The sequence below is a fragment of the Sphaerospermopsis sp. FACHB-1194 genome (assembly GCF_014696235.1).
Classification (GTDB): Bacteria; Cyanobacteriota; Cyanobacteriia; order Cyanobacteriales; family Nostocaceae; genus Sphaerospermopsis; species Sphaerospermopsis kisseleviana.
This window is the reverse complement of sequence record NZ_JACJPU010000016.1, coordinates 16,238-28,933: the sequence shown is the minus strand read 5'-3', so window position 1 is coordinate 28,933 and position 12,696 is coordinate 16,238. Positions and strand designations below refer to the sequence as shown.

Sequence of the window (12,696 nt, the reverse complement as noted above, 5' to 3'; positions counted from 1 at the left end):
TGATGTCCGGGAAATCACTTTCTTTAAATTACACCACTAACCTTAATTTGGCAGTAATTTGGCAGTGGTATTAAATTTTACTGTGATTTATAAATGATTCAGAATTTTACTTCAAAAATCTCTGTAGTCCATCATACTGATCCCCCACCCTATACTATACCCATCCTTAATGAATTTTTGTATCTGCTAATAAGGAAAACTCATTCTGCTCCTTGTTTTTACGGATTTCTAAATAAATTAACAGAGCATTGATATCCGCAGGATTAACACCACCAATTCTTGCTGCTTGCCCAATTGTCAAGGGTCTTACTTTCGCCAGCTTTTCTCTGGCTTCTTTGGAAAGAGTATCAATTGCTGCATAATCTAAATCTGCTGGCAATGTTCGATTGGCTTGACGAGCTATTTGCTCAATTTGGTTTTGCTGTCTGGCTAAATATCCAGAATACTTGATATCTATTTCCGCCCCTTCTTTTTCCGCTTGGTTGAGACTGGCGTTACCTAGTGCGTATCTTTCTAAATCTACATAGTGTATTCCCGGACGACGTAGCAGGTCAGCGAGGGTGATTGAACCTTTGATTGCTTGTTGAGTTTCTTGGGCGATCGCTCTCCCTATGTCTTCATGCTCTTTAATTCTAGTCGAATGCAGTCTTTCTTTTTCGGCTATAATTTGCTCTTGTTTTCTCGTAAATAAATCCCACCGTCTGTCATCAATTAAACCAATTTCCCGCCCTAATGGTGTCATCCGTTGATCGGCATTATCTGAACGCAGCAATAAACGATACTCTGAACGACTCGTAAGCATACGGTAAGGTTCACGCAAATCCTTGGTACACAGGTCATCAACTAAAGTCCCGATGTAACTTTGTTCACGTGGGAAAATAATCATTTCCTGCCCCCGCACAAACCGCACCGCATTTACACCCGCTACTAAACCCTGGGCAGCAGCTTCTTCATAACCGGTTGTACCGTTAATTTGTCCTGCACAAAACAACCCTTCTACTTTCTTGGTCATCAATGAGGGATAACACTGGGTTGCAGGTAAATAATCGTACTCTACAGCATAGGCAGGACGCAACATAAAGCAGTTTTCCAAACCGGGAAGACTCCGCAGCATCAGGATTTGCAGATTTTCCGGTAAACCAGTGGAAAAACCTTGAATGTATAATTCTGGTATATCTCGTCCTTCTGGTTCAATGAAGATTTGATGACTTTCTTTATCTGCAAAGCGGACTATCTTATCTTCAATACTCGGACAATAACGGGGACCCTTGGCATCAACCCATCCACCATAAACCGGGGATAGATGCAAGTTTTCTTCAATTAAGCGATGGGTTTCTTTAGTAGTTCTTGTCATGTGACAGGGAATTTGTTCCCGTTCTACCCACGCTTGGGGGTCAAAACTAAACCAGCGAACTTCCTCATCTCCTGGTTGCAGTTCCATTTTACTGTAATCTACAGACCGCTTATCTACCCTTGCAGGTGTACCGGTTTTTAATCTTCCGGTTTCAAAACCCAAGCGGTTAAGGGTGTCTGTTAAACCTACGGCCGCAAATTCACCTGCGCGGCCAGCTTCCATTGACTTATTACCTACCCAAATTCTCCCACCTAAAAATGTACCAGTGGTTAAAATAACGGCTTTACATTCAAAAGCGACACCAAAATAAGTTTCTACACCTATTATTTCATCATTTTTTCCTAAGATTAAATCTGTCACCATGCCTTCACGAATTGTCAAATTTTCTTGATTTTCGACAATTCCTTTCATGACTGCTGCATATTCGCGCTTATCGGTTTGCGCCCGTAATGCCCAAACTGCTGGACCTCTAGAAGAGTTGAGAATGCGTTTTTGTAAATAGGTGCGATCGGCCATTTTCCCAATTTCCCCACCCAAAGCATCTACTTCGTGGGTAAGTTGGGACTTAGCAGGTCCACCGACTGCGGGGTTACAAGGTTGCCAAGCGATTTTATCCAGGTTAAGGGTTAACAGCAGAGTGCGACAACCGAGGCGGGCAGTAGCTAAAGCTGCTTCACAACCGGCGTGGCCTGCACCCACTACAATCACATCATAAGCGTCTTGGAATTGAACAGCATTTTGCATGGTCATAAGTAGTTAGGAATTAAAAGTTAAATGTTTAAAAAGTTAGTTACTGTGGGTATTTTAGCGTATATTTGGGTTAGTTGTCAGAATCAGGATGTCCAGGATTTAAGGATTTACAGGATGTAGTTCTGGAATGTTCATATAAAATCCGATAATATTTAGATGATATCTTTTGTATGTACAATCAACTGAAATCATGAAAATTAATCAATTAAGCTACTATGACCGTGAACTAGAGTGGCAATTAGAACCAATTACTTTTTCTGATTTAACGCTTTTAGTTGGTATTTCAGGTGTAGGAAAAACTCAAATATTACAATCTATCATTGCTTTACAAAATATAGCTAATGGCAAATCATTGAATGGTGTCAAGTGGAAGATTTATTTTACAGCCAATAACGGTATAGAATATTATTGGAGTGGAGAATTTGAAACACAACAGATTTCATTAACTCTTTTAGATGATGAAGAGAATAAAGAAAATAAATTTAGAATCATCAGTGAGGTTCTATTAGCAAATGATAAGAAGATTATTCAAAGAGATCATCAAGAAATTAAATTCCATGATTTAACTCTACCAAAATTATCCCCCTTTCAAAGTGCAGTAGCAATATTAAGTGAAGAGGAAGATATTTCGCCTGTACAAGACAGCTTTAATAGTATAATATATAGTGATCAATCAATTTCTATAAATACATTTCATTTTATCAAGTATGCTCCATTAACCAAAAAATATTCATCTTTGAATTTAGATGATCTTCAAGAAAGTAATTTACCAACTCAAATTAAACTAGCGTTAGCATACAATCACTTTCCAGAAGTATTCAATCAAATCAAAGACAACTTTAGAGATATTTTTGTCCAAGTTGAAGATATAAAATTAGAGCCAGATCAAGACGAAGATTTACCTAAAGTTATAGCAGAATATCCTTTGGTTAATATACAAGAAAAAGGTGTGAATAGATGGATTAATCAACACCAAATTTCTTCAGGAATGATGAGAACACTAATGCACATCAGTGAACTGTATTTATCTGCGGAAGGAACAGTAATTTTAATAGATGAATTTGAAAATAGCTTAGGTGTTAATTGTATTGATATTCTCACTGAATTAATTTTAGAAAATAGAAACTTGCAATTTATCATTACCAGTCACCATCCCTACATTATCAATAATATTGGGATGGAACATTGGAAAATCATCACCCGCAAAGGTGGGGTAGTAACTGCTAGAGATGCGAAAGATTTAAACTTAGGAAAATCTAGACATCAAGCATTTATGCAATTAATGAATCTTGAGGAATACAAGGAAGGAATTACAGCATAATGAACCTTTATTTTCTTGTAGAAGGTAAAAGAACAGAAAACAAAGTTTATCCAGCTTGGTTAAAACATCTTTTACCAGAATTACAACAGGTTAAAAATTTTGATGAAGTAGATAAAAATAACTTTTATTTGTTCAGTGCTAATGGATATCCTTCCATAATTTATGATCATCTTCCTAATGCTATTTTAGATATTCAAGAAAATGGAAAATATAACTATCTTGTGCTTTGTTTAGATGCGGAAGAAAATACAGTTAGTGAAATTAAACAAGAAATTTACGATTTTCTGAAAAGAGAAAAACCAGACATGGATAATATTGAAATGGTAATAATTATCCAAAATCGTTGTTTAGAAACTTGGTTTTTAGGAAATCGTAAAATATACACTAGAAACCCGCAGGATAAACCATTATTAGAATATACTCGTTATTATGATGTTTCGATAGATTGTCCTGAACTAATGGGACAATATCAAAATTTTAACACTCATGCTCAATTTCATGAAGCATATTTAAAAGAACTCTTTCGAGTAAAAAATATTTACTATTCTAAAAGAAATCCTGGTGATGTAGTCAAACAATTCTACCTACAGCAACTAATAGATAGGATAAAATCTGAAAATACCCATCTTCCTACATTTCAGACTTTTATAGAATTTTGTAGTTTAATCAGGTTAAAGTTATTACAATAGTAAAAATTCCAACAATAAATCCTGATTTCCTGATTTAGTTAATGTTGAACTAACATATTTTTGATATAGGATAAAATCATCAATATCAAAAATATCTTCAACCATGAGACTCCAACCTAAAACCAAAAAATATTTAATACAAATTTCATTAATCACTCTGATTATCTTCCTATTTTCTACTACCTTTACTATTCTCTATCTTAGATATAACCAACCATCGCCGAATTTGATCACAATCCGCAAAAATAATCCTGAGTCATCAGTATCAACATTTATTCCAAATCAGCAATTAAACGCACAAAAAAAGTTTTTAGATACTATAAATTACCAACTAAAAAATCTTCCCCAATCTGATACTTATGAATATATCTTACTCCGTGCCTATGGTGCAATATTTATTAATCAAAATCCAGAAATTAAACTGCCACCAAAAGTCATTGTAGATAATGAACAGGATACTAAACAAATTCAGGATAATCTACAACTAACCCTAGTTGAAGGTACACAAGAATGTTACCTGCAAAAAGCCGCAGCAGATGCGTTTAATCAAGCCAGAAATATCATAGATATACCTTTAAAATCTGGTTATTCTGGTGATTGTACACGTAGTTTTGCTACCAATTTACGATTTTGGCAGAAATATACAAATAACCAAACTTTAGAACAAGTAAAACAAGGAAAAGAAACTAATATTCTCAGTGTAGTTGCACCTCCAGGAACTTCACAACATCTCTGGGGTTTAGCACTTGATTTAAGAGTATCTAACCAAGAACAAAGAGAAGCATTAAACCAAAATGGTTGGTTTCAAACTGTTGCAAAAGATGTACCTCACTGGACTTATCTGGGTTGGGATGAAGAGAGTTTACCAAAATTTGGTTTACAGGAAAAAATAATAAGCGGTATTACTTATTGGTTGACACCAATTTAAGTAATTAAAACATAATTAAAACATAACTCAAACATAACTCAAACATAACTCAAACATCAAAATACCAATGAGATTTTCACGGTACATCTATATAATAAAAATCGGCATTTTTAGCAATTTCATCAAATCCTTGTAAGTAGTCTTTAATCACATATTTTATTTTTTCTAATGCTTCCTGTTCTGTATCACCTACAGTCCAGCATCCGGGTAATGCAGGACACCAAATAGCATAGACTTGATCTATTTTGTTCAACTTAACTTGATAGCGCATATCCTACATTTTCTGGTAACTGCTATACTCCTAATTCTATAATCTTTATTAAGTTTAAAAGGAATCCCTTGATACTGTACTAGCGAAAACTGTGAGCAAAATAGGATAAAAGTGTAAAACTAATCGTCAGCATTCAGCTATCAGCAAGACCCTGAAACCATCAATAATAGGTTGTAAATTGCTATTATTAACACTGGTGTAATTTGACAAACCGAGAGCATCCTTGTTATTAACTCAATCTCTATCTAGAGAATAGCTGATTACTGATTACTGATAGCTTTTGTAAATGCCATTGTAGATAATAATTATTACAATAAAATAATCACACCACTTTAATTTGGAGTTCTCACAGTGGGTTTATTTGATGATTTAAGTCGGTTTTTAGAAGCACGTTTAGAAGAATTTTTGCGAAATAACCCCCATCTGGAGTTAGAAATGCTGTCAGAACAGCTACGAGAGCAAGAAGATGATACACTAAAATTGATTGCAGATTTAAAATTACAGGAAAAGCGATCGCAAGATGAAATACTAGAAACAGCACAGGAAATACAACGCTGGCATATCCGTGTCCAAAAAGCCAAGTCCGCAGGTAGAGAAGATTTAGCCATACCAGCGCAAGCAAGAGAAGACGCACTTTTGCGGGAGGGAAATCAAAAATGGGGACAAATGCAAGGTTTAAAAGAACGCATTACCCAATCTCAAGAATTACTACGCAAAATTCAACAGCGTCGTCAAGAAGTCCAAGCAAAAGCAGCAGAAGCGCAAAAAGCACGCGCACAAGCCCAAACTCAGCAACGTTTAGAAACTAATACTTGGCAAGCTCCAGCCAGTAGTTATTCTAGCCAGTTTGATGATTTAGAAGAAAAGTTTCGTCGTTGGGAAACGCAAGATGAGTTGGAACAAATGAAACGCAACATGGGTAAATGATTTAGCATAAAGGATGGAATTTAAATGTTATAATTTCATCCTTAATATGTTATTAACTCTTGATAATTTACAGCATAAAATTTAATTCTTGAAAAAATATTTAATTTAGAAATTACAACTTGATTTTTTGAAAGATTTTCACTAGATTTAAATTAGATTTAACAGCAGATCGCAGATCAATTAGGTACATAATTTAAATTGAAACCTGTACACAAAGCTGGTTTTAATGCTGACCCCTGACTCCTACTGTAATTAGTTAGATGTTTTTATCAGATTTTTCTGTTTCCTTTCCACAGGTATTGAGCATTACTACTTATTCATCTTCACGACGTTTCAAATCATAACTGAGGAATGGAAAATAGTATCTTAGTAGACATTGTAGCCACTTTACAACGGTTATTTGTAGGTTACATACCCGCCGTTATTTTAGGTATCTTTGTTGGTTTTATTATTGGTATTAATGGCATAGTTTATCAGCTATTTAGTCGGTTATTCCAAATCCCAAATAGCATTCCTTCTATCGCCTTTTTACCTATTGCGCTGATTTTATTTAAGGAAAATGAAACCGCAGCTATTTTTGTGGTTTTTGTTGGTGTTCTTTGGGCAATAATTGTGGAAACTGCCACAGGTATTCATAAATTTCGTCAACAAGATAATAACTCTCGCGTAGCTATTTATTACATATTTAAAGCTTTAAGACTAGGTATGTGGATAGCTTGGTTTACAGTCATTGCTACAGAAATGCTTGCAGGTTCAAAAGGGTTGGGCTTTTTAGTTTGGAATGGTTATAAAGCCAACAACCCAAGATACATTATTGATGCTTTACTCTACATCGCTGTTATTGGTGTTTTTCTCGATCAACTGCTAGACTTAACTGGTAGTGTTCTTTACAAAATTGTTGGCGAAAAAAGTAAATCTTCTAAGAGTGAATAACTAATTATAACTGATTTATTTACTCATTATCTATTTCTCCGAATTGAACCTTGCCACCTTAATTTTTGTTGGGCAGAACGTTCACCTAAAGAACGTATTACAGTTAATTCAATCTCTACATTTGTACCAGAACTAAGAGCATCATTAGGTATTTTTAATTTCCCTAAATCCACAATAAATCGGTTATAATCACGAGTGACTAAGTTAGCAGGAATTTCCCCTTCATAAAAAGTTTGGAAATCAAAAGCACCGGAAAAGCTATCTTTTGCCCGATATTTTACTTTAAATTGAGTGTTGATTAAATCAGACCTTCCTGCTAAATCAACTATTTTCAAATTCAGATTTTTACCTGAACCAGAAAACTCGGACACTGATAAATTTGTGACTTCTTGTTGAGGAATGGCATAATTAACAGTGTACTCAGTTAATTGATCCTGAATTTTGGCATTACCATCAACCCACATATCTTCAGGAAAGTCAATTTCTATTTGTTGATTATCATTTAAAGTTAGTGTAACGTTTTGATTAGCAAAGTTAGCTATCGGTTTTTTCTCTTGCCAAATTAATTTAAACGTTCCTTCTAAACGCCGATCAAATTCTCGATATTCATCAGCAATTATAGAACCAGGCGCAAGTAAAGCTGTAGCACCTTGACGCAAATTCCATTTATTTTTAGAAAGGTTGAATTGTTGGGTTGCTAATTGAGAAATTGTGACTTTACGAGTTGGTGTATCATCTCTTAATGGTTCTTTGCTATTAATAATACTTAAAGTTCCTAAACTGCCACGTCTACCATCCCGGCCATCACTGCCATCAATTCCATTTCTGCCGTCGTAACAACGATAAACTTTAGTAGTACATTTATAGTCAGAAGTTCCTGATGTTCCTGTACATTTTTTTACTTCCCAACTCCTGCGACGACAGTTACAACCTGCTGTTCCTTGACCACCACGTCCACCGCGTCCACTTTCTCCCCCATTAGCACGGACAAAAATCTGTTTTAGGTCTGCTAAATTACTGTAATAAACGGTGAGAGAACCGCCATTTCCCCCGTCTCCACCTCTACCACCAACACCACCGTTAGCACCATCAGGGGCGTTAATATCTCTGTCTTCGTCTTCTTTATAGCCTCTACCACATCTGGGGCGAGAAGCGTCTTCCCCATATTCCCCATCTTCGCCATTTGTGCCTGAGAGATCAAGATTTATCGGTGAACCATTAGCTGTAATAGTTTGGTTTTGTCCGTTGCGGCCATCTCTACCGGCACGGCCGTCACTCCCTCTATATCCATTCTGATCATAGGATCTTCTGTCTCTGTCTCGATCATAGCGATCGCTAATTTTAAATTCTCCTTTAGTTAGGTTTTCTGCACAAACATCTACAGCGATCGCAGGTAAAAAGTTATAGCTATTTACTAAGCAAAAAGATACTAATATTGGTAGTTTTTTAGTCAAACTCTGAAGCATGGGAATTATATCTAAATTTCTTAGTTAATATACAACTGCTGACGTTCAATTTTGCGAATTTTCTCCCTAAAATTACATACAAAATACTAAAAAAAGTGGCTCTGTTAACAACAGAACCACTGGTGTTTTTACACATTTAAGTAAAGTTATCTAGCTTGACCATGAGTAGAAACCGCATCAATGGGTCTCATTAGGTACAAGTTTAACAATTGCCAACCATGAGAAATGTAAATTGGCAGTTTTTGGAAGAATTGCAGGAATTTGGGTGTATTGGAGTTGGAAATTGCGCTCAATTTTTCGTTATTCTTGACACAAACATCCAAACGCTCGTAAAACTCTGGATTATCCACATCTAACATGACGGGGAAGACTCTTCCAGCAGTTTCATTAGTCTTCTTAATCACATAAATGTCGTATTCTCGTGCATCCAAACCTATAGCAGCATAGAAATCTTTACGCTGAATATCATTGAGATACATGGTAGCAAATACTGACAACAGGAAGAAGCGACTCCAAAGTTTAGCTTTCCAGTCATTGAGCATTTGGGGTTGCGCTCTCATGATGGCATCAAAGAAGTCACCATGACGGTTTTCATCCTGACACCAATTTTCAAAGAAGCGGAAAATTGGGTAAATTCTATCTTCAGGATGTTGTTCTAAATGACGATATATGGTGATATAACGCCAATAACCAATCTTCTCAGAAAGATAGGTAGCGTAGAAGATGAATTTGGGCTTAAAGAAGGTATAATTGCGGCTCTTGGTCAAAAACCCTAAATCTAAGGATAGATTAAAGTCTGACATTGCCTTGTTTAAAAACCCAGCGTGACGTGCTTCATCCCGTGACATCAAGTTAAAGCATTCAGCCAATACAGGGCTTTTATCTTTTAAGCGGCGGCCGAGTTCTTTGTAAAGTAAAAAGCCGGAAAACTCCGCAGTACAGGAACGTTCCAGAAATTCAATGAACAACTGGCGAGTTTCCCCATCAATATGATCCCAGGATTGTTCAAATTCGGCATCCCGGACAAAGTGATGGCGGTTATAGTCAACCCGGAATTCTTCAAGGATGGCTTTTAACTCGTCTTCGTTGACGGAGATATCCATCCGCGCCATTTCATCAAAATCGGTTGTGTAAAACCGGGGTGTTAAAAGGGTTTCTTTAGAGGGTACTTTCACCCCAGGACGCATTTCTTCAAAGCCTGGTTTTTTTAGGGAATCTACCATGTTTGCTTGCAGTGAGTGTCTTTCTTAATTTTGAACCAAGGACAATAATGACATTTGTATGAAATACAGTGTACCAAGGTCTAGGCGTGAAAAGGGAAATAAATCATTAAGAGTTGCAACAAATCTTTAGCTATTGCGGAATCAGAAGTTGAAAATTGGTAGTTAGTTGGGATCACTGATGCCAGTCTGGACTTTACTTGTTAAGTTATCATGAGTATTAATCAGCTTAAATAAATAAAGCAGTAGATAATACGAAGGCATTGGTGAAAAGTTAAGGAAAAGGAGAAATTGTTAAGGGTGGTATTTGCAGTGAGCAAAAATAGTGGGAAACTCAATTTAGACAAGTAATTTAGCGATTGAGATCAGCCATGAATGCCAGCAAAAAAAACCAATAATCGAGAGCAAAGTTGACTTTATTACGAGAATAAAGAAAGGAGCAGCAATTAAGGTAGAACAAGTATTTACAGATAGTTATGGATTGCGAGACTCTAATATACGTCTTGGTTCTGGCACTAAAAAGACTCCGTTAAAAATCAAAAATGTAGGGGTTTAGCGTTGCTAAACCCCTACCGTAAATCCCTACATTTATCGCACACTAAACCAAGAGCGTTTGCAACAAAGGTTTATCAGCATCTAACTGACCATTTCTCAACCATTCATCCATTTCATCAGGTGCTTGAGCTTGAGAAAGCTTTTCTCGTAAATAACCACCTTCGAGAATTTCCTTCTCTAATAATTCCTGAGAAATTTCCTCTAATAAATCGCGGTTATTTTGCAGAATACTCAAAGCAATGTGGTGAGCATTATCAACAATTTCCTTCACTTCGCGGTCAATTTCTTGCGTCATTTGCGGACTAATTGAACGTCGAGGATTGCCATAACCTTCAATAAACTGCTGTTGGACTTTTTCAAATGCAACAGGTCCGAGTTTATTACTCATCCCATAAATTGTAATCGCTCTTTCCGCTAAATCTGTAGCTTTTTGAATATCGTCAGCAGCACCAGTGGAAACTTTACCAAATACAATTTCTTCCGAAGAACGTCCACCTAATAAAGTGGCAATACGTCCACGAATTTCATCTTCTACCATCAAAAATCTGTCTTCTTCTGGCATTTGAATTGTATAACCCAAAGCACCTACACCACGAGGAACAACAGAGATTTTTTCTACTTTACCTGCTCCTGGCATTAATGCACCAACTATAGCATGACCGACTTCATGATAAGCAACGGTTTTTTTCTCAATTTCATTTAAGACACGAGAACGTTTTTCTAAACCGGCAATTAGTCTTTCGATAGCTTCATTAAAGTCAGCCATTAATACTTCTTGACGGTTATTTCTTGCGGCTAATAATGCAGCTTCATTTACTAAATTTGCTAAATCTGCACCGGCAAAACCAGGGGTACGAGTAGCAATAATTCCTAAATCAACATCTTCTGCTAATTTGACATTTCTGGCATGGACTTTAAGGATAGCTTCTCTACCAATTTTATCAGGTCTATCTACCACAATTTGACGGTCAAAACGACCAGGACGACGTAAAGCAGGATCGAGAACTTCAGGACGGTTAGTAGCAGCGATGATAATAACACCAGTGTTAGCATCAAAACCATCCATTTCTGTTAATAATTGGTTTAATGTTTGTTCTCTTTCATCATTACCACCAACGAAACCACCAGCACCACCACGAGATTTACCTAAAGCGTCTAACTCATCAATGAAAACAATACAGGGTGCTTGTTGTTTTGCTTGTTCAAATAAATCTCTAACTCTTGCAGCACCAACCCCTACAAATAATTCAATAAATTCAGAACCAGAAATACTAAAGAAAGGAACACCCGCTTCACCAGCAATAGCTTTTGCTAATAATGTTTTACCAGTTCCTGGAGGTCCAACTAATAAGACACCTTTGGGAATTTTTGCTCCTAAATTTGTGTATTTAGCAGCGTTTTTCAAGAAATCAACTATTTCTTCTAATTCTGCTTTTGCTTCATCCACACCTGCAACATCTGGGAATTTTACCCCAGTGCTACCTTCAGAATAAATCCGCGCTTTGCTTTTACCAACTGTTAATGCTGCTGGTCCTCCACCTTGACGACTCATTAAAAACGCCCAAATTCCAAAGAAAATTAATGGAGGAGCAACCCAACTTAATATAGTACCAATCCAGGCGTTTTCATTTGGTGGAGGTGCGGCAAATTCTACATTATTTTCCCGCAGAATTTTGGGTAAATCTAAATCAATAGCAACAGGTGTGGTTCTAAATACCTGTTCCACGGTTTTACCTTCAGGATTTTCGGTTTTGATTGCGTATTCAATGCGATCGCTCCCCACAACTGCTTTTTCCACTTTACCCGCTTTTACCTGATCAATAAAATCACTATAAGGAACTTGCTGCAATCGTGGTCCTAAAATACTGGGAACTATCAAATTCAGCAGCAATAACAAAGTTAGTAAAATTAGGAAGCTACCACCAAACTGTCGAATTTTTGGCGTTTTCATTTTGTTCTTATTATTATTATTTGTTTCTACAGGCATGATAATTTACCTCTATAAAATTTGCTCATTGCTAATGGCTCAATAATTGTCAATTATCAATTGTCAATTATCAATTAACAATTACCTCTCCTTTAAATTCAGAGTCTTGAAAAAGCGGAATCTTGGACTTTTTCCCCTTGAAAGAGGAGGTTTTAAACCTTGAATGAAACAATTATCAATTGTCAATTGTCAATTATCAATTTTGATGCTAATCTTGCTGCAAACTAACTGACCAATCTAAAAATAGCCGTAACTAGCAGAATTACTAGAGCATTTCCCAAAGAAAATTGGTATA

The 12,696-nt window shown here is 36.3% G+C and carries 10 protein-coding genes; 5 read left to right on the top strand and 5 right to left on the bottom strand.

Going from position 1 to position 12,696, the window contains the following annotated elements:
- Positions 1 to 166: 166 nt before the first annotated feature.
- Positions 167 to 2,104 (bottom strand): tRNA uridine-5-carboxymethylaminomethyl(34) synthesis enzyme MnmG, encoded by a 1,938-nt coding sequence (gene mnmG / locus H6F45_RS11525; protein ID WP_137667394.1) that lies wholly within the window; start codon positions 2,102 to 2,104, stop codon positions 167 to 169.
- A gap of 190 nt (positions 2,105 to 2,294) precedes the next feature.
- Between mnmG and H6F45_RS11520 the strand changes: the two genes are divergently transcribed.
- From H6F45_RS11520 to H6F45_RS11510, 3 genes are all read left to right on the top strand, one after another.
- Positions 2,295 to 3,425 (top strand): AAA family ATPase, encoded by a 1,131-nt coding sequence (locus H6F45_RS11520; protein ID WP_190347243.1) that lies wholly within the window; start codon positions 2,295 to 2,297, stop codon positions 3,423 to 3,425.
- Positions 3,425 to 4,114 (top strand): hypothetical protein, encoded by a 690-nt coding sequence (locus H6F45_RS11515; RefSeq protein ID WP_187039561.1) that lies wholly within the window; start codon positions 3,425 to 3,427, stop codon positions 4,112 to 4,114. Before H6F45_RS11520 ends, H6F45_RS11515 begins: the two co-directional genes overlap by 1 nt.
- A 103-nt stretch (positions 4,115 to 4,217) precedes the next feature.
- Entirely contained in the window at positions 4,218 to 5,042 is an 825-nt protein-coding gene (locus tag H6F45_RS11510; protein WP_190347242.1) for a D-alanyl-D-alanine carboxypeptidase family protein, read from the top strand.
- A 76-nt stretch (positions 5,043 to 5,118) separates the two neighbouring features.
- Here H6F45_RS11510 and H6F45_RS11505 read toward each other — a convergent pair whose 3' ends face one another.
- Entirely contained in the window at positions 5,119 to 5,313 is a 195-nt protein-coding gene (locus H6F45_RS11505) for a type II toxin-antitoxin system HicB family antitoxin (protein ID WP_096567665.1), read from the bottom strand.
- Positions 5,314 to 5,664: 351 nt separating this feature from the next.
- Here H6F45_RS11505 and H6F45_RS11500 point away from each other — a divergent pair, with 351 nt between their 5' ends.
- Together H6F45_RS11500 and H6F45_RS11495 are read left to right on the top strand one after the other, a co-directional pair.
- Positions 5,665 to 6,240, top strand: a complete 576-nt coding sequence (locus tag H6F45_RS11500; RefSeq protein WP_096567667.1) for a TIGR04376 family protein — start codon at positions 5,665 to 5,667, stop codon at positions 6,238 to 6,240.
- Positions 6,241 to 6,591: 351 nt separating this feature from the next.
- Positions 6,592 to 7,173 carry a nitrate transporter gene (locus H6F45_RS11495; RefSeq protein ID WP_096567669.1) on the top strand — a complete coding sequence of 194 codons (582 nt, stop codon included), beginning with the start codon at positions 6,592 to 6,594 and terminating at the stop codon, positions 7,171 to 7,173.
- Positions 7,174 to 7,199: 26 nt separating this feature from the next.
- Here H6F45_RS11495 and H6F45_RS11490 read toward each other — a convergent pair whose 3' ends face one another.
- From H6F45_RS11490 to ftsH, 3 genes are all read right to left on the bottom strand, one after another.
- Positions 7,200 to 8,639, bottom strand: coding sequence for a collagen-like protein (locus H6F45_RS11490; protein WP_137667397.1), 1,440 nt, complete (start codon positions 8,637 to 8,639; stop codon positions 7,200 to 7,202).
- A gap of 146 nt (positions 8,640 to 8,785) precedes the next feature.
- Positions 8,786 to 9,862 (bottom strand): magnesium-protoporphyrin IX monomethyl ester (oxidative) cyclase, encoded by a 1,077-nt coding sequence (gene acsF / locus H6F45_RS11485; protein WP_096567673.1) that lies wholly within the window; start codon positions 9,860 to 9,862, stop codon positions 8,786 to 8,788.
- A gap of 595 nt (positions 9,863 to 10,457) precedes the next feature.
- The gene (gene ftsH / locus H6F45_RS11480; protein ID WP_190347241.1) at positions 10,458 to 12,401 is read right to left on the bottom strand and encodes an ATP-dependent zinc metalloprotease FtsH; all 1,944 of its coding nucleotides are present in this window, start codon (positions 12,399 to 12,401) and stop codon (positions 10,458 to 10,460) included.
- Positions 12,402 to 12,696 lie beyond the last annotated feature (295 nt).

Excerpts from the sequence above, each read along its gene's own strand:
- mnmG (WP_137667394.1), bottom strand. The coding sequence starts at position 2,104 with ATGACCATGCAAAATGCTGTTCAATTCCAAGACGCTTATGATGTGATT.
- H6F45_RS11520 (WP_190347243.1), top strand. The coding sequence starts at position 2,295 with ATGAAAATTAATCAATTAAGCTACTATGACCGTGAACTAGAGTGGCAA.
- H6F45_RS11515 (WP_187039561.1), top strand. The coding sequence starts at position 3,425 with ATGAACCTTTATTTTCTTGTAGAAGGTAAAAGAACAGAAAACAAAGTT.
- H6F45_RS11510 (WP_190347242.1), top strand. The coding sequence starts at position 4,218 with ATGAGACTCCAACCTAAAACCAAAAAATATTTAATACAAATTTCATTA.
- H6F45_RS11505 (WP_096567665.1), bottom strand. The coding sequence starts at position 5,313 with ATGCGCTATCAAGTTAAGTTGAACAAAATAGATCAAGTCTATGCTATT.
- H6F45_RS11495 (WP_096567669.1), top strand. The coding sequence starts at position 6,592 with ATGGAAAATAGTATCTTAGTAGACATTGTAGCCACTTTACAACGGTTA.
- H6F45_RS11490 (WP_137667397.1), bottom strand. The coding sequence starts at position 8,639 with ATGCTTCAGAGTTTGACTAAAAAACTACCAATATTAGTATCTTTTTGC.
- acsF (WP_096567673.1), bottom strand. The coding sequence starts at position 9,862 with ATGGTAGATTCCCTAAAAAAACCAGGCTTTGAAGAAATGCGTCCTGGG.
- ftsH (WP_190347241.1), bottom strand. The coding sequence starts at position 12,401 with ATGCCTGTAGAAACAAATAATAATAATAAGAACAAAATGAAAACGCCA.